The sequence below is a fragment of the Actinoplanes sp. M2I2 genome, assembly GCF_023544445.1.
Lineage (GTDB): Bacteria > Actinomycetota > Actinomycetes > Mycobacteriales > Micromonosporaceae > Actinoplanes.
In genome coordinates this window covers 36,218-57,563 of record NZ_JALPVJ010000038.1, presented here as the reverse complement: position 1 = coordinate 57,563, position 21,346 = coordinate 36,218, and the positions used below count along the sequence as shown (strand labels likewise).

At 71.2% G+C, this 21,346-nt stretch carries 25 protein-coding genes, 1 pseudogene and 1 riboswitch; of the genes and pseudogenes, 13 read left to right on the top strand and 13 right to left on the bottom strand.

Features of this window, described 5'->3' with window-relative positions:
* Position 1 precedes the first annotated feature (1 nt).
* Positions 2-823 (bottom strand): alpha/beta fold hydrolase, encoded by an 822-nt coding sequence (locus HJC40_RS43090; RefSeq protein ID WP_250009612.1) that lies wholly within the window; start codon positions 821-823, stop codon positions 2-4.
* A gap of 79 nt (positions 824-902) precedes the next feature.
* Positions 903-1,005: riboswitch (TPP riboswitch) on the top strand.
* A 70-nt stretch (positions 1,006-1,075) separates the two neighbouring features.
* Between HJC40_RS43090 and HJC40_RS43085 the strand changes: the two genes are divergently transcribed.
* The 5 genes from HJC40_RS43085 to HJC40_RS43065 are packed head-to-tail and all read left to right on the top strand — an operon-like array spanning position 1,076 to position 6,111.
* A complete protein-coding gene (locus HJC40_RS43085) occupies positions 1,076-1,648 on the top strand; it encodes an ECF transporter S component (protein WP_250009611.1) in 573 nt (190 codons plus the stop codon).
* Positions 1,649-1,689: 41 nt separating this feature from the next.
* The gene (locus HJC40_RS43080) at positions 1,690-3,165 is read left to right on the top strand and encodes an ABC transporter ATP-binding protein (RefSeq protein WP_250009610.1); all 1,476 of its coding nucleotides are present in this window, start codon (positions 1,690-1,692) and stop codon (positions 3,163-3,165) included.
* On the top strand, positions 3,162-3,962 hold the full coding sequence (locus HJC40_RS43075) for an energy-coupling factor transporter transmembrane protein EcfT (RefSeq protein WP_250009609.1): 801 nt from the start codon (positions 3,162-3,164) through the stop codon (positions 3,960-3,962). The genes HJC40_RS43080 and HJC40_RS43075 overlap by 4 nt, the downstream gene beginning before the upstream one ends.
* 59 nt (positions 3,963-4,021) lie before the next feature.
* Entirely contained in the window at positions 4,022-5,470 is a 1,449-nt protein-coding gene (locus HJC40_RS43070; RefSeq protein WP_250009608.1) for a sensor histidine kinase, read from the top strand.
* Positions 5,467-6,111, top strand: coding sequence for a response regulator transcription factor (locus HJC40_RS43065; RefSeq protein WP_250009607.1), 645 nt, complete (start codon positions 5,467-5,469; stop codon positions 6,109-6,111). Before HJC40_RS43070 ends, HJC40_RS43065 begins: the two co-directional genes overlap by 4 nt.
* Here the strand turns inward: HJC40_RS43065 and HJC40_RS43060 are convergent.
* On the bottom strand, positions 6,108-6,863 hold the full coding sequence (locus HJC40_RS43060; protein ID WP_250009605.1) for an ABC transporter permease: 756 nt from the start codon (positions 6,861-6,863) through the stop codon (positions 6,108-6,110). The two genes, HJC40_RS43065 and HJC40_RS43060, sit on opposite strands and share 4 nt — an antisense overlap.
* Before the next feature lie 56 nt (positions 6,864-6,919).
* Positions 6,920-7,567: pseudogene (locus HJC40_RS43055) on the bottom strand (ABC transporter ATP-binding protein); the annotation flags it as partial.
* Between the two features lie 113 nt (positions 7,568-7,680).
* Here HJC40_RS43055 and HJC40_RS43050 point away from each other — a divergent pair.
* The 3 genes from HJC40_RS43050 to HJC40_RS43040 are packed head-to-tail and all read left to right on the top strand — an operon-like array spanning position 7,681 to position 10,892.
* Positions 7,681-9,438 (top strand): histidinol-phosphatase, encoded by a 1,758-nt coding sequence (locus HJC40_RS43050; RefSeq protein ID WP_250009603.1) that lies wholly within the window; start codon positions 7,681-7,683, stop codon positions 9,436-9,438.
* Complete coding sequence (locus tag HJC40_RS43045; RefSeq protein WP_250009602.1) at positions 9,435-9,941, top strand: hypothetical protein; 507 nt, start codon at positions 9,435-9,437, stop codon at positions 9,939-9,941. Before HJC40_RS43050 ends, HJC40_RS43045 begins: the two co-directional genes overlap by 4 nt.
* A gap of 21 nt (positions 9,942-9,962) precedes the next feature.
* Positions 9,963-10,892: a 5,10-methylenetetrahydrofolate reductase gene (locus tag HJC40_RS43040; protein WP_250009601.1), complete on the top strand. Its 930-nt coding sequence runs from the start codon at positions 9,963-9,965 to the stop codon at positions 10,890-10,892.
* A 2-nt stretch (positions 10,893-10,894) separates the two neighbouring features.
* On the opposite strand, the gene HJC40_RS43035 is transcribed toward HJC40_RS43040, so the two are convergent.
* Positions 10,895-11,767 (bottom strand): aldo/keto reductase, encoded by an 873-nt coding sequence (locus HJC40_RS43035; RefSeq protein ID WP_250009600.1) that lies wholly within the window; start codon positions 11,765-11,767, stop codon positions 10,895-10,897.
* A 125-nt stretch (positions 11,768-11,892) separates the two neighbouring features.
* Here HJC40_RS43035 and HJC40_RS43030 point away from each other — a divergent pair, with 125 nt between their 5' ends.
* Positions 11,893-12,561: an NADPH-dependent F420 reductase gene (locus HJC40_RS43030; RefSeq protein WP_250009599.1), complete on the top strand. Its 669-nt coding sequence runs from the start codon at positions 11,893-11,895 to the stop codon at positions 12,559-12,561.
* A 4-nt stretch (positions 12,562-12,565) separates the two neighbouring features.
* On the opposite strand, the gene HJC40_RS43025 is transcribed toward HJC40_RS43030, so the two are convergent.
* Genes HJC40_RS43025 through HJC40_RS43010 form a run of 4 tightly spaced genes read right to left on the bottom strand, consistent with a single transcriptional unit; the run spans position 12,566 to position 13,613 of the window.
* Entirely contained in the window at positions 12,566-12,751 is a 186-nt protein-coding gene (locus HJC40_RS43025; RefSeq protein ID WP_250009597.1) for a hypothetical protein, read from the bottom strand.
* Positions 12,748-12,957: a DUF2191 domain-containing protein gene (locus tag HJC40_RS43020; RefSeq protein WP_250009596.1), complete on the bottom strand. Its 210-nt coding sequence runs from the start codon at positions 12,955-12,957 to the stop codon at positions 12,748-12,750. The genes HJC40_RS43025 and HJC40_RS43020 overlap by 4 nt, the downstream gene beginning before the upstream one ends.
* A 3-nt stretch (positions 12,958-12,960) precedes the next feature.
* Positions 12,961-13,386, bottom strand: a complete 426-nt coding sequence (locus HJC40_RS43015; RefSeq protein ID WP_250009595.1) for a PIN domain nuclease — start codon at positions 13,384-13,386, stop codon at positions 12,961-12,963.
* Entirely contained in the window at positions 13,386-13,613 is a 228-nt protein-coding gene (locus HJC40_RS43010) for a DUF2191 domain-containing protein (RefSeq protein ID WP_374273673.1), read from the bottom strand. Before HJC40_RS43010 ends, HJC40_RS43015 begins: the two co-directional genes overlap by 1 nt.
* A gap of 257 nt (positions 13,614-13,870) precedes the next feature.
* On the opposite strand from HJC40_RS43010, the gene HJC40_RS43005 reads away from it, so the two are divergent.
* On the top strand, positions 13,871-14,164 hold the full coding sequence (locus HJC40_RS43005) for an MTH1187 family thiamine-binding protein (protein WP_250009594.1): 294 nt from the start codon (positions 13,871-13,873) through the stop codon (positions 14,162-14,164).
* Positions 14,161-14,862, top strand: coding sequence for an HAD family hydrolase (locus tag HJC40_RS43000; protein WP_250009593.1), 702 nt, complete (start codon positions 14,161-14,163; stop codon positions 14,860-14,862). The genes HJC40_RS43005 and HJC40_RS43000 overlap by 4 nt, the downstream gene beginning before the upstream one ends.
* An 84-nt stretch (positions 14,863-14,946) precedes the next feature.
* On the opposite strand, the gene HJC40_RS42995 is transcribed toward HJC40_RS43000, so the two are convergent.
* From HJC40_RS42995 to recO, 3 genes are all read right to left on the bottom strand, one after another.
* A complete protein-coding gene (locus HJC40_RS42995) occupies positions 14,947-15,465 on the bottom strand; it encodes a phosphoglycerate mutase family protein (RefSeq protein WP_250009592.1) in 519 nt (172 codons plus the stop codon).
* A 190-nt stretch (positions 15,466-15,655) separates the two neighbouring features.
* Positions 15,656-16,438, bottom strand: a complete 783-nt coding sequence (locus HJC40_RS42990) for an isoprenyl transferase (RefSeq protein ID WP_250009590.1) — start codon at positions 16,436-16,438, stop codon at positions 15,656-15,658.
* Positions 16,435-17,262 (bottom strand): DNA repair protein RecO, encoded by an 828-nt coding sequence (recO, locus tag HJC40_RS42985; RefSeq protein WP_250009589.1) that lies wholly within the window; start codon positions 17,260-17,262, stop codon positions 16,435-16,437. The genes HJC40_RS42990 and recO overlap by 4 nt, the downstream gene beginning before the upstream one ends.
* 64 nt (positions 17,263-17,326) lie before the next feature.
* On the opposite strand from recO, the gene HJC40_RS42980 reads away from it, so the two are divergent.
* Positions 17,327-18,121 (top strand): DUF4097 family beta strand repeat-containing protein, encoded by a 795-nt coding sequence (locus tag HJC40_RS42980; protein ID WP_250009588.1) that lies wholly within the window; start codon positions 17,327-17,329, stop codon positions 18,119-18,121.
* Positions 18,118-18,879 carry a thioesterase family protein gene (locus tag HJC40_RS42975; RefSeq protein ID WP_250009587.1) on the top strand — a complete coding sequence of 254 codons (762 nt, stop codon included), beginning with the start codon at positions 18,118-18,120 and terminating at the stop codon, positions 18,877-18,879. Before HJC40_RS42980 ends, HJC40_RS42975 begins: the two co-directional genes overlap by 4 nt.
* Before the next feature lie 42 nt (positions 18,880-18,921).
* Here the strand turns inward: HJC40_RS42975 and HJC40_RS42970 are convergent, their stop codons facing one another.
* Together HJC40_RS42970 and era are read right to left on the bottom strand one after the other, a co-directional pair.
* Positions 18,922-20,052 carry an acyltransferase gene (locus HJC40_RS42970; protein ID WP_250009586.1) on the bottom strand — a complete coding sequence of 377 codons (1,131 nt, stop codon included), beginning with the start codon at positions 20,050-20,052 and terminating at the stop codon, positions 18,922-18,924.
* A gap of 108 nt (positions 20,053-20,160) precedes the next feature.
* Positions 20,161-21,048: a GTPase Era gene (gene era, locus HJC40_RS42965; protein ID WP_250009629.1), complete on the bottom strand. Its 888-nt coding sequence runs from the start codon at positions 21,046-21,048 to the stop codon at positions 20,161-20,163.
* Positions 21,049-21,346: the final 298 nt, after the last annotated feature.

Below are 21,346 nucleotides of genomic sequence, written 5' to 3'. Positions count from 1 at the left end.
ATCAAACTCGCTTGAAACGACGGAGGACGGCCTCGGCGAGCGCGCTCGCCGCCTGCTCCGGCACCCAGTGGCTGATGCCCCGCAGCGCGACCATCTCGTAGTCGGCCTCGACCCAGTCGCGGGTGCGCAGCGCGGCAGTGAGCGAAACCACGCCGTCCCGGTCGCTCCACACGTACGTGGTCGGCACACGGATGATGCCCGGCTCGGCCGCGAAGCCGCCGGTCGAGGCGCGGTACCAGTTCAGACCGCCGGTGAGCCGGCCCGGGTCGTTGCGCATCGCCTCGACGTAGTGGTCGCCGCGCGACCCGATCGGCTTGAACATGGCCCGCAGCACGGCGCCGTCGCGGGCCATCAGCAGCCGCTCGGCGACCGGCGACTGGAAGACCTTGAAGTACGACATGCGGGCGCGCTGGGCCGCGCGGACCCGCAGCGCCAGGCCCAGGGCCTTGGGGTGCGGGATGGAGACGGCGGTGAGCGTGCGCACCCGGTCGGGGTGGGCCGAGGCGAGCCACCAGCCGACGATCGCGCCCCAGTCGTGGCCGATCACGTGGGCCGACTCGAGGCCGAGCGCGTCCAGGACGGCCACGGCGTCGGCGGTCGGCTGCTCGAGCCGGTAGGCCGCGACCTCGGCCGGGCGGGCGCCGGGCGAGGTGCCGCGCTGGTCCAGGGCGTACGTCCGGAGGCCGGCGGCGTGCAGTTTCGGGGCCAGCAGGTCGAACTCGTGATGATCCTGTGGGAAGCCGTGCAGGAGCAGCACCGGGTCGCCGTCGGACGGCCCGCCCTCGTACACGTCGAAGGTCATCCCGCGTGCCTTGATCTCCATGTGATCACTCCCTCGCTGTCCCGCGATCGCTCACGGTGTTACCTTCATCGAAACACAGCACGGAGACACAGCACGACAGCACATCCGACAGGGGAGCGCACAGCGCTGAGAGTGCGGGCAACCGCAGACCCTCGCACCTGATCTGGGTAATGCCAGCGCAGGAAGTTCGGTCTTTCTCCAGCCGCGTCACGCCCGGGCCCCCGCCCGACCGTGGCGTGCGTCTCCTCCCGGTACAAACTGGGAGGTTCCACCATGAACAACCGCTGGCGCACGATAGACATTGTGATCGCCTCGATCATCGCCGTGGCCTTCGGCGTGATCTTCTGGGCCTGGGGCCTGCTCTGGAACGGGCCCGCCGACGCCATTCCGCTGCCCGGCCGGGCCGTCCTCTACGGCGTGTGGCTGGTGCCGGCCGTGCTCGGCGCGCTGATCATCCGCAAGCCCGGCGCCGCGTTCTACACCCTCTCGCTCGCCTCGCTGGTCTCCGTGGCGATCGGCGTGAGCTGGGGGTGGACGATCGTCGTGCAGGGCCCGCTCGAGGCGCTCGGCGCGGAGCTCGTGTTCGCGCTGTTCGCATACAAGGTCTATCGCCTGCCGGTGGCCCTGGCCGCGGGCGCGGTGGCCGGCGCGGTCGCCGCCATCTACGACGCGTTCGTCTGGTACGGCGGCACGTCCTGGGCCACCATGCGGTTCCCCTACATCCTCATCACCGCGGCGTCCGCGCTGGTCATCGCCGGGTTCGGCAGCGTGCTGCTGACCCGCGCGCTGGCCCAGACGGGCGTGCTCGACCGTTTCCCGGCCGGTCGGTCGCGAGCCCTCGTCTGACTCGATGCGCCGGTCATGAGTTCTGAATCGATGCGCCGTTCATGAGTGAGGTCGTCCTCCGCGGATTCGGCTGGCGGCACGCCGGCCGGCGCGCCTGGGCCGTCCGCGACGTCGACCTGCGCATCGCGCACGGCGAGCGGGTGCTCCTGCTCGGTCCCTCGGGGGCCGGCAAGAGCACCCTGCTCGCCGCGCTGGCCGGCCTGCTCCCCGACGACTCGGGCGAGGCGGCCGGCACCATCGAGATCGACGGCCTCGATCCCCGCACCCACCGCGGCGTCCGGTCCCCCGAAACCTCGGCCGACGGCTGGTCCTCCGGCGCGGGCATCGTCTTCCAGGACCCGCAGACCCAGCTCGTGATGGCCCGCAGCGGCGACGACGTGGCCTTCGGCCTGGAAAATCGCGGCGTGCCCCCGGCCCGGATCTGGCCCTGGGTCAGCGACGCCCTCGACCGGGTCGGCTTCCCCTACCCGATCACCCGCTCGACCGCCGCGCTGTCCGGCGGCGAGGCCCAGCGGCTGGCGCTGGCCGGGGTGCTGGCCCTGCGGCCCGGTCTGCTGCTGCTCGACGAGCCCACCGCCAACCTCGACCCGGACGGCGCGGCGCTGATCCGCGAGTCGCTCGGCTCCCTGCGGGACCAGACGATGATCCTGGTCGAGCACCGGGTGGCCGAGGCGCTGCCGCTGATCGACCGGGTGGTCGTGCTCGAGCCCGGTGGCGGGGTGCGGGCCGACGGCCCACCCGAGCTGGTGTTCGCGGCCTACGGCGACCGCCTGGCCGACGAGGGCGTCTGGGTGCCCGGCTTCACCGTTCCGCCGCTCAAGTCGGGAAGGACGGCCGGCCCCGATCTCGTACGGGCGTCGCAGGTCGCCGTGGCGCAGCGGCTCGCACCGGTGTCGCTGGGCGTGGGCGAGGGCGAGGTGCTGGCGGTGACCGGCCCCAACGGCGCCGGCAAGTCCACTCTCGCGCTCGTGCTCGGCGGCCTGCTGGCCCCGACCGGTGGGCAGGTCCGCGGCTTCGGCGACGACCGCCCGCCGCACCGGTGGCGCGCGGCCACGCTCACCGGGCGGATCGGCTCGGTCTTCCAGAACCCCGAGCACCAGTTCGTCACCGCCCGCGTCGCCGACGAGCTGGCGGTCGGCCCGCGCCGGCTGGGCCGGTCGGCCGACGAGGTCGAGCGGATCGTCGACGACCTGCTCGACCAGCTGCGCCTGGCCAAACTGGCCGGCGCCAACCCGTACACGCTCTCGGGCGGCGAGGCGCGCCGGCTCAGCGTGGCCACCGCGCTGGCCACCGCCCCCCGGCTGCTGGTGCTCGACGAGCCGACCTTCGGGCAGGACCGGCGTACCTGGATCGAGCTGATCACCCTGCTGTCCACCCTGCGCGACGACGGCCACGGCATCGTCGCGGTCACCCACGACGACGATTTCGTGCAGACCGTGGCCGACCGCACGTTCCCGCTGGGCACCGCCCGGCGGCGGGACCCGCTCCCCCAGCGCCACCCGGGCGGCCGGTCATGACCCTGGCCCTCCAGGCGATCGCCGACCCCTCGGCCCCGCTCGCCCGCCGCAACCCGGTCGCCAAGCTCGCGGCCGCGCTGCTCTTCTCGCTGCCGCTGATCTCCACGCTCGACCCGTTGACCCCGGCCATCGCGCTCGCCATCGAACTGGCCGCCGTCCCGTTCTTCGGCGTGCGCTACGCGACGCTGGTCCGGCGGGCCTGGCCCCTGCTGATCGGCGCGTTCGGCCTGCTGGTCACGATGGTGCTGTTCGCCGCCGAGCGCAACGGCACGCTGCTGCTGGACCTCGGCCCGTTCGACGTCACCACCGGCGTGCTGACGGCGGCGCTCGGCCTGATCCTGCGCCTGTTCGCCGTGGCCGTCCCCGGCGTGCTGGTCTTCGCCACCACCGACCCGACCGACCTGGCCGACGCCCTGGTGCAGAACGCCAAGGCGCCGGCCCGCTTCGCGATCGGGGCCCTGGCCGCCTTCCGCCTGCTGCCGCTGCTCGGCGCCGAGTGGCAGATGCTGACGCTGGCCCGCCGGGCGCGGGGCATCGACGCCGGCCACAACCCGGTCGCGGCCTTACGGCTCTTCGTCTCGACGGCTTTCGCCCTGCTGGTGGGCGCGCTGCGCCGCGGTGGCCGGCTGGCGGTCGCGATGGACGCGCGCGGGTTCGACTCGGGGGCGCCCCGGTCGTACGCCCGGAGGCAGATCTTCCGGCCGGCCGACACGGCGCTGGTCGTGAGCGCGGTCGCCCTCTCGACGCTGACGCTGGCCGTGACGATCTCTCTGGGCCTGTTCCGCCCCATCATCTGACGACCAGACCTGACTTTCGGCAGTGGTGGCGGGCCGGGGCGCGTCGATAGCCTGGCCGGATGCGGGTACGGCGGGAGTGGGTGGCCGACGGAGTGCTCGGGTCGGTGCTGATCGCGCCGGTGGTGGCCAACCAGGCCTTGAGCAGCGAATACCTCGCGCTTCTGGGCGCGCTCGCGGCGGCCGCCGTCATCGTGCTCACGGTCCGCCGCCGGCCGGTCGTGGCGTGGCTGGTCGTGCTGCTCGGCACCCTGCTCGACGGCAACTTCGTGTTCGGCCTGCCGGTGCTGAGCTACCTCCTCGGCCTGCGCACCGAGCGCGTCCGGACGGTCGCGCTCGCCTTCGTCGTCATCGCGGCCGGGGGCACCGCGCTCAACGTCGCCGTGCTGCACACCGCCCTGGCCGAATGGTTCTTCCTGGCCATGGCCCTCCTCCTGCTGGGCGTCTTCCCGTGGCTGGCCGGGCGTTACCGCGCGCAGCAGGCCCGGCTGGTCTCGGCGGGGTGGGAACGCGCGGCCCGCCTCGAGTACGAGCATCGGATGGTCGTGCGCGAGGCGCGGCTGCGTGAGCGGGCCCGCATCGCCCAGGAGATGCACGACTCGCTCGGTCACGAGTTGAGCCTCATCGCGCTCAACGCGGGCGCGCTGGAGACCACGCCCGGCCTGCCGGCGAAGCAGAGCGCGGCGGCCGGGCGGATCCGCGCGTCGGCCGGCGCCGCCACCGACCAGCTGCGCGAGATCATCGGCGTGCTCCGCGGCGAGGACGACGGGCCCCCGCTGGAACCCGCCGGCGAGCAGGTGGAGGCGCTCGTCGAGCGGCACCGGGAGGCCGGGATGACCGTCCTGTTCGAACGGCGTGGCGAGCTGCCGCCGCCGATCGAGCGGACCGTCCACGGGTTCGTCCGCGAGGCGCTGACCAACGCGAGCCGGCACGCGCGAGGCGCCACCGTGCGGGTCACCCTGGCCGGCGACGGCGACCACACGACCGCCTCGGTGATCAACGACGCGCCACCGTCCCGGGGCGAAGGGCGGCCGATGTCCACCGGGCTCGGGCTTCTGGGGCTGCGGGAACGCGTACGCCTGGCCGGCGGGACCCTCACCGCCGAGCGCACCCCCGACGGGGGCTTCCGCGCCGTCGCGGTGATCCCCCACGACGGCGCCCCGGACGTCGCGGAACCCCCGGTGATCACCGAGATGCACGACGCCCGCCGCCGGGCCCGCCGCAGCCTGGCCGCCGCGATCGTCACGCCGCTCGTGCTGGCCGTGCTCACCGCGATCGGGTACTACCCGTTCGCGGTGGCCGGCTCGGTGCTCGACGAAGCCACGTTCGACCGTCTCGGCCCGGGCACGCCGCGCGCCGGCCTGGCCGGTGACCTCCCGGCCCGGCAGGCACCCGGCGACAAGCCGAAGGGCTGCGAGCTCTACACCGACGGCAACTTCCCGATGGCCGACGCCGCGTACCGGCTGTGTTTCTCCGACGGTCGCCTGACCAGCAAGGAACGACTGAGATGAAGGTGCTGATCACCGACGACGAGGCGATGATCCGGGCCGGCATCCGGGCCATCCTCGACAACGACGACGGCCTCGAGGTGATCGGCGAGGCCGCGGACGGCATCGAGGCGGTCGATCTGGTGCGGCGGCACCGGCCCGCTGTCGTGCTGCTCGACATCCGCATGCCGCGCCGCGACGGGCTGGCGGCCGCGGCCGAGATCCGCCGTCTCGCTCCGGACACCGGCGTGCTCATGCTGACGACCTTCGGCGAGGACGAGTACATCGTCCGGGCGCTCGCGGCCGGCGCGTCGGGTTTCCTGCTCAAGTCCAGCGATCCGCGTGAGCTGACCGCGGCGATCCGGGCCGTCGCGGCGGGCGCGGCCTACCTGTCGCCCCGGGTGGCCCACCGGGTCATCACCGAGCTGGCCGGGGTCCGCCTCGGCGCCGGCGCGGCCGCCCGTACCCGGGTGGACGCCCTCACCGACCGGGAACGTGAGGTGCTGGCCCTGGTCGGTGAGGGACTGTCCAACGCGGAGATCGGGCGCCGGCTCTTCCTGGTCGAGGGCACCGTGAAGGCGTACGTCAGCAGTCTGATGAGCCGGCTGGGCGTGCGTAACCGGGTACAGGCGGCGATCGTCGCCTACGAGGCCGGTCTCCTTTAGGCGTCGCGCCGGTCGAGCTCGCGGCAGCCCAGGACGAAGCCGCCGACTGCCCACACCGCCACGATCAGGAGACCGAGGCCCGGGGCGTACGGGTCGGAGTCGCCCAGCAGGAAGTGGTTTCCGGCCACGCCGGGCAGGGCGTCGGCGATCCCGTTGAGCACGGCGACGTCCGGCACCTGCAGCAGCGGGGGCAGCACCACGATCAGCATCAGCAGCACGACCAGCGTGACCACCGGGCCGCGCAGCGCGGCGCCCAGGCCGACCGCGAAGACCCCGAGCAGGGCCAGGTACGCGCCGATCCGCAGAGCTGTCGGAGGGATCCCGCCGGCCTCTCCGAGGTCACCCAGCAGCGGTTTCGCGATCAGCCCGCCAACGATCCCGGCCACCGCCCCGGCGACGAAGGTGACCGCCGCGACGACCGCGCTCTTGGCCAGCAGCAGCTTGACCCGCGACGGCACCCAGGTCAGCGTCGCCCGCATCGTGCCGGTGGAGTATTCGCTGGTCATCGCCAGCATGGCCAGCGCGACGAAGGCCAGTTGGGCAAAGCTCAGCGCGAGCACGGCGACGTTGCCGGCCGGCACGCGACCGTCGCGCAGCACGGTCGCGTCGAGGTCGCCGTTCTCCGCGTAGAGCGCGTACTGCGCGGCCCCCGCGGCCATCAGGACGAGCGCGGCGGCCAGCGACCACCACACCGTACGAGTCGTCCACAGCTTGATCCACTCCGCGCCGATCGCGGCTCGCAGCACGGTCATCGCAGCGCGCTCCCCTCGGTCAGCGCGTAGTAGGCGTCCTCGAGCGAGGCGTGCCCGGCGAGGATCCGGTCGAGCGGCGCGTCGGCCAGCAACCGCCCGTTACCGATCACGATCAGGTGGTCGGCGGTCACCTGCATCTCGCTGAGCAGGTGACTCGAGACGAGCACCGTGCGGCCCTGGCCGGCCAGCTCGCGCATCAGGCCGCGGATCCAGCGCACCCCGTCCGGGTCGAGGCCGTTCACCGGCTCGTCGAGGATCAGCACCGGCGGGTCGCCGAGCAGCGCGCCGGCTATCCCCAGCCGCTGACCCATGCCCAGCGACCAGGTGCCCGCGCGCTTGGCCGCGACCCCGGTCAGGCCGGCCTGGGCCAGCACCTCGTCGACCCGTACGGCCGGGATCGCGTTGCTGCGGGCCATCGCGCGCAGGTGGCTGCGACCCGTACGCCCGGGGTGCACGCCCTTGGCCTCGAGCAACGCCCCGACCTTGCGCAGCGGGAACTCGTACGCGGAATAGGGCCGTCCATCGAGGAGCGCGCGCCCCGAGGTCGGCCGGTCGAGGCCGAGGATCATGCGCAGAGTGGTCGACTTGCCGGCGCCGTTGGGCCCGAGGAACCCGGTGACCCGGCCGGGCCGCACCTCGAGATCGAGCCCGTCGACGGCCACCGTGGCGCCGAACCTCTTGGTCAGTCCGTCCAGGGTTATCAGCATGCGTCGGACGGTAGAACCGCAGGTGCCGCCGCCGCCCGACCCGAACGGCAGTCGCACGTACTGACGAAAGTCATGCCCGGTACACGGGCCGTTGAACTGCCGCAGCAAGTGTGCCGGAGTACGCATGCATCAATCTGTGGGAGATCATTGATATGGGTCACGGCCACGACCACCACCACCACGACGATGTGCACGAGGGCGCCGGCGGCGACGTCTCCCCCGCGCTCGACCTGAGCATCCCGGACAGCGAGCTGTCGCCGTCCGACGTCTCCCGCCGCGGTTTCCTGCGCGGGGCCGGTCTGCTCGGCGCCGGCGCGGCCGCCTCCGTGCTGGCCACGCCGTCCGCTGCCCAGGCCGCCGGCCTGCCGCACAGCCACGGCCCGGCCGGCGGGGGCACCGAGAAGGGCGGCTTCAAGTGGCTCGCCGGTGACCACCACATCCACACGCAGTACAGCTCGGACGCCCAGTACCGGGTGATCGACCAGGCCCGGCACGGCCACGCGTTCGGTCTCGACTGGGTCGTCATCACCGACCACGGCAGCGTCACCCACGCCAAGATCGGCGTCGACAAGGTCAACCCGGACATCCGCGCCACCCGTGACGAACTGCGCGAGCTGCTCACCTTCCAGGGCCTGGAGTGGAACATCCCGGGCGCCGAGCACGCGACGGTCTTCGTGACCCCGAGCCGCAACGAGGTCGAGGTCCTCAAGAAGTTCGAGCAGAACTACGACGGCTCGGCGCTGCCCACGACCAACACCAACGAGCAGAACGAGGCCGCCGCGATCGCCGGCATCAAGTTCCTCGCCTCGCAGGTCAAGGCCCGCAAGGTGGACGGCGCGGTGTTCCTGGCCAACCACCCGGCCCGCCGCGGCATCGACTCGCCGCACGAGATCCGCAACTGGCGGGACGCCGACCCGACCGTTGCCATCGGCTTCGAGGGCGCGCCGGGCCACCAGGCCGCCGGCATCCCGGCCCCGAACGGCCGCGGCGGCGCCCGCGGTTACTACGACAACAACCCGTCGGCCGCCTCGTTCGCCGGCTACCCGCTGGAGAGCTACCGCACCTGGGGCGGCTTCGACTGGATGACCGCCACCGTCGGCGGCCTCTGGGACAGCCTGCTGTCCGAGGGCAAGGCCTGGTGGATCACGGTCAACTCGGACTCGCACGTCAACTACCTGGACCAGTCGGACCGCGGCCCGGGCAGCGACTTCGAGGCCAACGGCAAGTACAACGACCCGGTCTACACCGGCAAGACGCTCACCACGGCCGGCGACTTCTGGCCCGGCTTCTACGGCCGCACCTCGGTCGGCGCCACCTCGTGGGGCTACAAGCAGGTCATGGACGGCCTGCGCGCCGGCCGGGTCTGGGTCGACCACGGCCGCCTGATCAAGGGCCTGGACGCCCGGGTCCGGGTCGCCGGGGACCGTCGCGGGTCGACCGGCACCCCGCTCGGCGGCGTGGTGCACGTCAAGCGGGGCACCTCGACCGAGATCACCCTCGACATCGACCTGCAGGATGTGCCGAACTGGGCGCAGTTCATCCCGGTCCTCAAGCGCGTCGACGTGATCGTCGGCTCGGTCACCGGCCCGGTCGCCGACAAGGACGCCTTCACCGCCCCGAACACCAAGGTGGTCAAGTCGTTCGAGGTCAGCCCCGGCGCCAAGCGGGTCTCACTGTCCTACTCGTTCGGGCGCCTCGACAAGCCGTTCTACGTGCGCGTGCGCGGCACCGACGGCAACCGCACCCAGCCCGGCCTGATGGGCGCCTCGGTCGACCCGTACGGACCCAAGCTGGACGTCGTCGGCGACGCCGACCCGTGGGGCGACCTGTGGTTCTACACCAACCCGATCTGGGTTCTGCCCAGGTGACCCTGTACCGCTCGGCTGCCGGCCTCCCGGCCACGACCGTGGGCATGTCCCTCGGTCACCGGGAGGTCGGCGCCGCCGATCACTGGATCCTCTCGCTCGACCCGCCCCCGGCGCTGGCCTGCACCCACCTGGTCACCTCGCCGTTCCCGCACGTCGCGATCAGCCTGGCCGGAGCCTCGCCCGTGGAGACGCCGGCCGACCTGCGGGTGGCGGCCGACGAGGCGATGAACGGAAAGTTCGGCCGGGCCGTGGTCTTCGGAGGATCGTCGGAGCTGACCGGCACGCTCACCGTGGCCGAGGTGCTGGACCGCAGCGTGATCGACCGCGTCGAGGTGCTGGGTTCCGGGGTGGCCGACCCGGGCTTGCGGCTGGACACCCGCGACTTCGTCCGCCCGCAGTTCCGGGGCGGCGAACTGGTCCTGGTGACCATGCCGGCCGTGGGCGGGACGCTGGTGCCGTTCGAAACGCGGGATCCCACCCCCTGCTGCGCCGACCACGCCTGACCGCTTCTCTACGCTTGGCCTGTGTCTCGTAACTCGTTGCAGTCCAAGCTCGCCGAGGCGCAGAGCGGGGTGATGCTGTTCAGCATCACCCCGCCGCGCCGCAACACCGCTCCCGAGCGGGTCAAGGAGATAGCCGAGATCACCGTGGGCCGGCTGGCCGGCCTCGACCTCGACGGTCTGATCCTCTACGACATCGACGACGAGTCGGACCGCAACTCCGACCAGCGCCCGTTCCCCTATCTGCCCACCCTGGACCCGGCGTCCTTCCTCGCCGACCACCTGGGCGACTGGGACAAGCCGACCGTGGTCTACCGCTGCGTCGGCAAGTACGCCGAGACCGAACTGCGGGACTGGCTGTCGTCGGCCGACCCGACCCGGACCCTGGGCGTCTTCGTGGGCGCCTCCTCCGGCGGCAAACCGGTGCGGACGTCGCTGAAGCGCGCCCAGCAGTTGCACCACGACGTCCGGCCGGAGCTGCCGCTGGGAGCGGTGGTGATCGGCGAGCGTCACGCCCGCCACGGCGACGAGCACCTGCGCATGCTGACCAAGCAGGAACGCGGGTGCGGCTTCTTCATCTCCCAGGTCGTCTACGACCTGAACGAGTCCAAGAACCTGGTCTCCGACTACTTCCACGCCTGCCGGGACGCCGGCATCACCCCGCGCCCGCTCATCTTCACGCTGTCGCTGTGCGGGTCGCCCAAGACCCTCGAGTTCCTTGAGTGGCTGGGCGTCCAGGTGCCGGCCTGGCTGGCCACCGAGCTGCGCGCCTCCGACGACCCGCTGGCCGACTCGCGGCGTGAGTGCCTGGCCATGGCCCGCGACCTGAAGGCCTTCTGCGAACGCCTGGGCATGCCTTACGGCTTCAACGTCGAGAGCGTCTCCATCCGCAAGGCCGAGATCGAGGCCACGACCGAACTGGCCCGCGAGATCGGCGCCCTGCTCCGCTCCTGATCTCAGGCGAGCCGGGCCAGGTCCTCCTCGGTGAGCCGCACGGCGCCGGCGGCGATGTTGTCCAGCAGGTGCTGTTCGTCGCCGGTGCCGGGGATGGCCAGAACGTTCTCGCCCTGGTGGAGCGTCCAGGCCAGACGGATCTGGTGCTCGGTCACGCCGTGGGCCGCGGCGAGCTCCCGTACGGTGTCGTCGGTCCCGGCCGGTGGGCCGTCCTCGCGGCCGGCGCCGGCGATGGCGAAGAACGGGACGAAGGCGATGCCCCGCCCGGCCAGGATGCGGGGCAGGCCGGCGTCCCGGCGCAGGTCGACGGCGAAGCTGTTCTGGACGCAGACGATCGGGGCGACCGCGGACGCCTCGTCGATCTGGGCGAGCGTGGCGTTGGAGATGCCCAGGTGGCGGATCAGTCCCTCGTCCCGCAGCGCGGCCAGGGCCTCGAAGCGGGCCGTCACGGGCGCCGTACGGCTGGTCAGGCGCAGATTGACCAGGTCGAGGCGGTCGACCCCGAGGCGGCGCAGGTTCTCCTCGACCTGGGCGCGCAGCCGGTCGGGGCCGGCGGCCTCCCAGTCACCCGACGGCAGCAGGCCGGGCCCCACCTTGGTGGCGATGAACAGCGTTTCCCCGTACGGATGAAGCGCCTCACGGATCAGGTCGGTGGCATACCGGCGAGGGCCGCCATCGCCGTCGAGGATGCCGCCGGGAGTCACATAGAAGGCGGCGGTGTCGAGGTGGTCGACGCCCAGTTCCACGGCACGTCGCAGAACCCTGATCGCGACACCGGGGTCGGGGTTCACGGTGAGGCGCATGGACCCGAAGCCCAGGCGATGGACGACCCGATCGCCCAGTTTCCAGGAGCCGGCGGCGTCTGCGGTGATCACCGTGGCCACGGTAACGACGACGCGCCCAGAAGGACCTCGGCCGTCCGCTCGATACCGATTTATCCACATCGTTGCTAGGGTGTTGCTCACGGAATGCTGCGCGCGAGACCGAGGTTGTCGCGGTCATGACGACGATCGGATTCATCGGTAGCGGGAACATCGGCGGCACGGTGGCGCGATTGGCGGTCGCGGCCGGCTACGACGTGGTCGTGAGCAACTCCCGCGGACCCGAGACCCTCCAGCACCTCACCGACGAGCTGGGCGGGTCGGCCCGGGCGGCGACCCCCGCCGAGGCCGCGGCGGCCGGGGACATCGTGGTGGTGAGCATCCCGTTCAAGGCCTTCCCGCAGCTGCCGGTGGCCGAACTGGCCGGCAAAGTCGTGCTGGACACGAACAACTACTACCCGCAGCGCGACGGGACCATCGAGGCCCTCGACAAGGGCGAGCTGACCAGCTCCGAGCTCGAACAGCAGAGCCTGGGCACGGCCCGCGTGGTCAAGGTCTTCAACAACATCAACGCAGGGCATCTGGCGTCGCTGCCCCGCCCGTCGGGAGCCGCCGACCGTTCGGCCCTGCCCATCGCCGGCGACGACGCGGCAGCAAAGCAGATCGCCACGGAATTCCTCGACGCCCTCGGCTACGACGCTGTGGATGCCGGTTCGCTGGCCGACAGCTGGCGCCAGGAGCCGGGCACTCCCGCCTACGGCCCGCCCTACGGCACCTACGCAGTGAAGGCCGGCACTCCCGCGAGTGCCGACCAGATCCGCCAGGCCCTGGCCGAAGCCAAGCGCTGACCGGTCAGGAGATCGTGCCGGGCTCGGCCACCCATTCGACGGGCTGCCCGGTGATCTTGGATATGGACAGGAAACCAGCGTCGTAGTGCAGAAGTGTCAGCTGATGCTCCTCCGCCGTGGCTGCCACCAGCAGATCGAGAGGCCCGGCCGAACGGTGGCAGCCACGCGACGTCATCTCAGCCGCCGTCATACGCGGTAATTCCTTTTGTCCAACAGGATGTCGAAGTCGCCCGCATCGGCCATCTCGGCGAGCCGGTCGAACGCCTCACCACGCCGTTGGCACTGAGCCGCATGCTCGACTGCCGCCGTGACAGTCTCTTCCCTCGTTGCGGTGCCGAACATGCGGGCAGCCGCAGTCAGTGCCCTGTCGTCCACTTCGACTCTGAACTCGCTCATCGGCTAATCGATCGAACCCGGTTTCGCCAGCCATCGGGTCGGCTGGCCAGTGGCGGCGGCGATCTGCTCGAAGTCCGCGTCGTAGTGCAGTAGCCCCAGACCATGGCTTCGAGCAGCCGCGGCCGTCAGTAAGTCGACCGTTCCGGCAGACCTGTGCGCTCCCCGATCCGACAACGCGTCCTGTACCTCATCAGCGCTCTCGAAGACCCGCTCCGGCATGACCACCCAGCTGAACGTATTGCGCAACAGCACTTTCTGCCTGTCACGATCAGCCTTTGACCGCGCGCTGTAAAGGTGTTCGATCTCGGTGACGGCACAGACCGCCACCATCCCGTCTCTGACAACACCCAGGCAGCGATCAAGAACGTCTGGATCGCGAAGGATGCGAACCACAGCACTGGTGTCAGCGAGATAGAGCGCGTAACTCATCAGCGATAGTTGCTTTTGTCGAGGAGCTCATCGAATGCGCCGGTCTGGGCTATCGCGGCCAGCTCTTCCAGGGCCTTCACCCGGCGCACCATCGCGACAGCCTCGCGAAGCGCCGTACTGACCGTCTCCTCGTCGGTTCCGGTACCCAACTCCTTCGCGGCGTCAGCCAAGACTGCGGCATCCACCTCCACTTGGATCTTCTCCATCACGGTCTCCATCCGCTCCACTCCCCTCAAGATAACCGAGTCGCTCCGTGCGCCTAGTTGATAGACGACAAGGCTAGTCACGCGTCCAGGAGGACGCAACATAGGTACAAGTCGAATTCCTCCCGGCTCAATCCGATCCTCCTTCACCTCCGGACGCCGCTGTACCCGCCGTGACCTGCGGAACCACTCTGCGCGGGTGCCTCCACGAGCAGTCGGCGCTGGTCATCACTACGCGCCAGGACTGCCGGGAAGCGGGTGGGGCCTGCGAGTATGGGGGTGTGCTGGTTGCCTTCTCTGTGACGCCGCTGGGCGTCGGCGATTCCGTCGGTGATCTCGTGGCCGAGGCGGTGCGCGTGGTGCGCGCCTCCGGGCTGCCGCATCGGACCGACGCCATGTTCACGACCATCGAGGGCGAGTGGGACGAGGTGATGGCCGTCGTCAAACAGGCCGTCGACGCGGTGGCCGCCCACGCGCCGCGGGTCAGCGTCTCGCTCAAGGCGGACGTGCGGCCCGGCGTGACCGGCGCGCTGGACGCCAAGGTGGAGCACATCGAACGGGTGCTCGGCGAATGAGACGCCTGGTCATGTGGGACATCGACTACACGCTGCTGCGCGGTGGCGGGGTCACCACGACGGCCTGGAAAGCCGCGTTCACCGAGCTGACCGGGGTCGCCTGGCGGACCACGCCGTCGTTCGGCGGCCGCACCGACATGGACGTGTGCGCCGAGGTCTTCGCGGCGCACGGGGTCACCGACTGCACGCCTGAGCGGTTCTTCGTGCGCTACGTGGCCGAGATCGAGCGCATCAAGCATCTGTTCATCGAGCAGGGTGCGTTGATGCCCGGCGTACGAGAAGTGCTGGCCCGCCTGGGTGACGACCCCGAGGTGGTGCAGACGCTGGTGACCGGCAACGTGCCGGAGGTCGCGGCGGCGAAGGTGGCCGCGTTCGAGCTGAGCGATTCGTTCGACGCCGAGGTCGGCGGCTACGGCACCGACGACAGTGTGCGCGCCACCCTGGTCCGGCGCAGCCTGGAGCGGGCCGAGGCCAAGTACGGCGAACGCTTCCAGCCCGTCGTCATCGGCGACACCGAGCACGACGTGACCGCTGCCCTGGCCAACGGCGCCTACGCCGTCGCGGTGGCGACCGGGCGAACAAAAATGGCCGACCTCGTGCTGGCCGGCGCCCACGCCGTGCTGCCCGACCTCTCCGACGCGGACGCCGCCGTCAGCGTGCTCCTGGCCGACGCCTGGCCCCTCGAACACCGAGCCTGACGAACGATCGCGCCCACTCGGACAGCAAGCCCGACGGCTCACCGCACGACTGACGCACGGCCGCTGGAATTGCAAGCCCACCGCTCAGGGCAGGCGCAACTCCGGCGGGAACCCGGTCCAGCGCAGCTCGGGCGGCAGGTGGGTGAGGTCGTTGAAGACCAGTGGGGACACCGGCCGGCCGGGGATCGGGCTCCAGCGCAGCACCGTGACGCCGGTGTTGGCCGAGTTCAAGGCCGCCCATCGATCGGCGGGCGCGCCGAGCACGGCGCGCACGAACCAGCCGACCTGGAACATGTGGGTGATGCACAGCTCGTCGGCGGGCGGGTCGGAGAAGCGCGCGACCATCGCCTCCGCGGCCGCGGGGTCCTCGGTGGGGTCGGAGTCGGTGAGCTCCTCGGCGGCCTCGACCGGCACGCCGGGCAGGGCCGCGGCCACGATCGAGGCGGTCTCGGCCGCGCGGGCCAGCGGGCTGTGGCTGATGCGGGTGATGCCCGCCTCGGCCAGCCGTTCACCGAGCAGCTGCGCCTGCCGCCGGCCGGTTTCGCTCAGCCCCATCCCGCCGGGCAGAGCCTCAGCGTGCCGCACCAGCCAAAGCCGGCTCACCGCTCGCTACCCGAGGCGGCCGAGCACAGGCCCCCACGCCAAACAGCCAAGCGGCCCGCGCCGACCGTCCCCATTCCGACGAGCACCGCGTGCGGCGACAAAGGTGAGCGCTCAGCGCCCCCTCGGGAGGACGAGCGCCCAGCCCTGATCTCGCGGGTGGCTCGCCGTGGCGACGGGTGAACCAACGCGGTCATGTCGGGCTGACGGGGTTGGGGACAGCGCCGCCGAAGCGGCGGTCGCGGCTGGCGTAGAGCTCGCACGCGTACCACAGGTGGCGGCGGTCGAAATCGGGCCAGAGGGTGTCGAGGAAGACCAGTTCGGCGTACGCCGACTGCCAGAGGAGGAAGTTCGACGTACGCTGCTCGCCCGACGGGCGCAGGAAGAGATCGACCTCGGGGATCTCGGGGTGGTAGAGGTATTTCCCGATCGTCTTCTCGTTGATCTTCGAGGGATCGAGGCGACCGGCGGCGACGTCGCGCGCGATCGCGGCGGTGGCGTCGGCGATCTCGGCCTGACCGCCGTAGTTGACGCAGAACTGCAGGGTGAGCTTCTTGTTCTTGCCGGACATCTCCTCGGCCGTCTCGAGCTCGGAGATCACGCTTTTCCAGAGCCGGCCCCGGCGTCCCGACCACACCACCCGTACGCCGAGATCGACCAGCTGGTCACGCCGGCGCCGGATGACGTCGCGGTTGAAGCCCATGAGGAAGCGCACCTCCTCGGGTGATCGCTTCCAGTTCTCGGTGGAGAAGGCGTAGGCCGACAGATAGGGGATGCCGAGCTCGATGGCGCCCTCGATGGTGTCGAACAACGAGTACTCGCCCTGCTCGTGCCCCTTGGTGCGGGACAGGCCGCGCTCCTTGGCCCAGCGGCCGTTGCCGTCCATCACGAGCGCCACGTGCTTGGGCAGTGCTGCCCGGGGCAGGTCGGGCGGCGTGGCCCCGGAGATGTGCGGGGTGGGCGGGCGCGGCGTCATGGGTTCTCCCGTCGATCGACCAGCGGCAACGAGCGCAACGCCCGTTCCATGTGCCATTGCAGGTGGGCGGCGACCAGCCCGCTGCACTCGCGGCGCACCGGGCCGTCGGCCCCGTCGGCCACCGTCCAGTCGCCGAGGGTCAGCGCGCTCATCAGGCCGAGCGTCGCCGGGCTGGGGTGGGCCGAGCCGGGCGGCCGGCAGTCGGGGCAGACCGCGCCGCCGGCCGGCACCGAGAAGGCGCCGTGCTGGCCGGGGGTGCCGCAGACCGCGCACTCGGTGATCGCCGGCGCCCAGCCGGCCACCGCCATGGCCCGCAACAGGTAGGCGTCGAGGACCAGGCCGCCGGCGTGCTCGCCCACGGACAGCGCCTTGAGCGCGCCCAGGGTGAGCTGGAACAGGCGCAACGAGGGCTCCCGCTCGATCGGGGTGAGCCGCTCGGCGGTCTCGGCGATGGCGCTGGCCGCCGTGTAGCGCGGGTAGTCGGAGAGGAACTGCTTGCCGTAGAGCGCGACCGCCTCGACCTGGCTCACCGAATGCAGGCTGCTGCCCACGCCCTCGGGCGAGCCGGCGAGCTGCAGGTCGATGTGGCCGAACGGCTCGAGCCGGGCGCCGAAGCGCGAGGTGGTGCGCCGCACCCCGCGGGCCACCGCGCGCAGGCGGCCGTGACGGCGGGTGAGCAGCGTGATGATGCGATCGCTCTCGCCCAGCTTTTGCACGCGCAGGACCACCGCGTCGTCGCGGTAGAGATGGCGGCGGTATCCGGCTGGCACCCCGTCATTCTGCCTCGTGGGTGTGACAGACCCTGACCCGGATCTCAGGGTCATCTAAGGGCTCGGTCAGTGACAGGACCGATGGCGCCCGCACCGGCACGGTCCTAGCGTCATCACCATGACCACGACACTCACCCGGCGCGCCGGAGCACTCGCCCTCATCGCCGCGACGGCGGTGACCACCCTGACGGGGTGTGCCGGGGTGATCGGGGCCAGGATGACGTACGACGACACCGAGAAGACGAAGATCACCGAGATCCGGCTCGACGGCGGCAGCGGCGACGTCGCGATCCGCACCGCGGCGGTCAGCGAGACGAGCGTCAAACGGGTCATCCGGCGCAGTTCCGGCGATCCCGGCCCGTCCTACCGGCTCGACGGCAGCGTGATGATGATCGACACCTCGTGCGGCGACAACTGCTCGGCCTCGTACGAGATCGTCGCCCCGGCCGGGGTCAAGGTGAGCGGCGAGCAGCGGTCGGGCGACCTGTTGTTCGATGCCGTCGGCGACACCGACATCAAGCTCACCTCGGGCGACGTCCACCTGGTCGACCCGACCGGCCTGGTCAAGCTGCGGGCCACGTCGGGCGACATCCGAGTGATCAATGCGAAGAAGGCGGTCGAGGTGCAGTCCACCTCGGGCGACATCGAGGCGATCGACATCGCCGCCCCGGTGACTCTCAAGGTCACCTCGGGCGACATCAGGGCCGTGTTGAGCACCGTCAACTCGGTGACCGCCCAGACCACCAGCGGCGACGTCCACGTGCAGGTGCCCCAGGGCAGCTACAAGATCGTCAGCAGCACCAGCACCGGCTCGGGCGACTACGCCGTGCAGAGACTCACCAATGATCCGGGCGCCAAGAACGAGATCAACGTGCGCACAGCGAGCGGAGATGCGGTAGTCGTGGGGTCATGAGTTTCTACCTGCCGCTCGGCGACGGTCAGTTCCGTCCGACCCGGTCGACCGAGAGCCCCTGGGACACCGAGATGCAGCACGGCGGTCCGCCCGCCGCGTTACTCGGCCGGCTGCTCACGGTCACCGGTCAGCGCCTGGCCCGCATCTCGGTCGACTTCCTCGGGCCGATTCCCCGCCGCGACCTGCGCGTCGAAGTCTCCCCGATCAAGCCGGGCCGGCTCACCGCCCTGAACGAGGCCAGCATGATCGTCGACGGCCGGGTCGCCGTGACGGCCCGGGCCTGGCATCTCGCGCCGGGCCCGAAGCCTCCGGCCGACACCCCGGTCGACCACGCCGACCCGCTGCCCACAGGCGACGGCGACGGCGGCTTCCCGCTCCACGACGGCTGGGGTTACGGCGAGGCGATCGAGTGGCGCGCGACCAAGGGCGAGCTCGGCGTGGCCGACGGCGAGACCCACGTGTGGACCCGCGTGCGGATGCCCCTGATCGAGGGTGCGGAGATCGACGGCCAGGACCGGGCGCTGATCGTGGCCGACTCGGCGAACGGCATCTCAGCGGTGCTGCCGATGGACAAATGGCTCTCGATCCCGCCCACGATGACGACCACGCTGCTGCGCCCGGCCACCGGCGAGTGGGTGCACCTGGCCGGCCGCACCGACCTCAGCGACGACGGCCTCGGACTGGCCTCCGGCGAGCTGTACGACCGGGACGGCCGCATCGGCCAGGTGGCCCAGCCACTGATCGTCCGCGCCCGCTGACGAATCACGCCGGAGCCCCGGCCGAGGCTGCCGTCGCGGTGGTCAGGCGTTGGTCGAACGAACCCGCTCCGGCGCCCGGGTGGTCGCGCCGGCCGGGGCGGGCGAGATCGGGGCGACGCGGCGGGCCCGGCCCGGCACCAGCGCCGGCCGCCGGCCCGCCGAGATGTCCTCGACCCAGCCGACGATCAGCACCACGATTCCCAGCAGCACCGACACGACGGCCAGCCGCCACGTGATGCCCACCCAGCCGTGCACCGGCAGGCCGGTCGCCTCGGCGAAGCGGACCACGATCAGGATCAGCGGCACGTGCCACAGATAGATGGTCAGGGCTCGCGCGTTCAGCACCGTGAGACTGCGATGAGCCGTGACCCGCGGGGCGAAGCCGAGGACGACCAGAATGAACGCGGCCGACCAGAGCGCGTTGGCCAGCGGGATGTCGTTGAGGTCGAACCCCCGCGGACCGGGATGGGTCAGCGCCCACGCCGCGCCGGCCGTCCCGAGCACACCGGCAAGCCACCAGCGGTAGCGGGAGAGCGCCTGACCGCGCGCCGGGGCCTCGCCCCGCGGCCGCAGGCCGTTCGGGCTCGCCGATCCGACCACACCACGTAGGCCGCCCCGGCTGAGCAGGCCGTCGTGGTGGGCGAAGCCGAGCAACCAGGCCCCGCCGTAGAGGGCGAGGTCACGCGGCACCGCGGGGGGCGTCGCGCCGGTGAAGGTGATCAGCGCCAGAGCCCCGTACGGAAGGGCGAGGGTGGCCAGCGGAAAGCGGCGGAACACCGGCAGCAGCAGGGGCGACAGCAGCACCAGCCACAGGAAGTCGCGCAGGTACCACATGGCGGCCAGGCCTTCCAGCCAGAAGCCCGTGGCCGGCGGGTCCACGACCGGGAAGGCCCACAGCAGCACCTTCCAGTCCCAGGCCATGCCGCTGAGCAACATCATCGGCACGGCCACCGCAACCAGCACCCACAGCGCCGGCAGCAGGCGGTGCAGCCGGCGCTCCACGGCCGACGCGCCGTAGCGGTCGAGGGAGGCCGCCATCATCGAGCCGGCCAGCGCGAACATCACCGACATGGCCGGGAACACGATGGTCAGGGTGACCCAGCCGGTCGAGTGATAGACCACCACCCGGACGGTTGCGGCAGCGCGCAGCAGATCCAGGTACCGGTTTCGCATAGGCGTCGTTGTTACCCAACTCCGCACCAAGGTCGCAAACTGGCGTGAGCTATCCCATAATTGACCAATTGCGACGTTTGGATCCCACGCGGGCGTCGATCATCAATGTCAGAAGCCGAGTTTACGCAGCTGACGGGGGTCGCGCTGCCATTCCTTGGCGACCCGCACATGAAGATCCAAATACACGCGGGCGCCGATCAACTGCTCGATCTCGGCGCGGGCACGAGTGCCGACGTCCTTGAGCCGGACGCCGCGAGTACCGATCACGATCGACTTCTGGCTGTCCCGTTCCACATAGAGATCGGCGTAGATCTTGGTGACGTTGCCCTCGACCATCATCTCTTCGACGAGCACCGCGATCGAGTGCGGCAATTCGTCCCGCACGCCCTCGAGGGCCGCCTCGCGGATCAGCTCGGCGATCAGCACCTGCTCCGGCTCATCGGTCAGCATGTCGTCCGGATAGAGCTGCGGCGACTCCGGCAGGTGATTGATCAGAACGTCGACCAGCGTCTGCACCTGATGCCCGGAGACCGCGCTCACCGGCACGATCTCCGCGAAGTCGTACAGCTCGCTCACGGCCAGCAGGTGCTTGGTCAGCGTGGCCGGGTCGACCAGGTCGACCTTGGTCACCACCGCGATCACGGTCGCCTTCAGCTCGGCCAGCTCCGAGGAGATGAACCGGTCGCCCCGCCCCACCGGCTCGTCGGCCGGGAAGCAGACCCCGATCACGTCGGTCTCGCTCCACACCTCCCGCACGAGATCGTTGAGCCGCTCACCCAGCAGCGTGCGCGGACGGTGCAGACCCGGCGTGTCCACCAGCACGAGCTGCGCGTTGTCCCGGTGGACGATGCCCCGGATCACGTGCCGGGTCGTCTGCGGCTTGCTCGAGGTGATCGCGATCTTCTGTCCGATGATCGCGTTGGTCAGCGTGCTCTTGCCGGCGTTCGGCCGCCCGACAAAACACACGAAACCGGCGCGATAGACGTCATCGAGCACCGCGGGTCCGGTGGCCTCCCGATGCCGATGCACCCGCCGCGGCCGCTGACCACCCGGAGCGTCGCTCTGAGGCCTCTGATCAGTCTTCGGCCCCCGGTCGTTTTTAGGCGCCTGGCCGGTCTTGGGCGCCGAGTCGCTGCGAGCGACGACGTCACGCTTCTTGGAGGTACGGGCTACACCCGCCACGCCGGAACCGGTCGCCGACGGATTACTGCGCGAATCACCGCGCCCACGCGGAGCATCAGCGCGAGCCGGACGACCCGGCTCGCCGCCGGCTCCGGGAGTCTCCCGCCGCCCT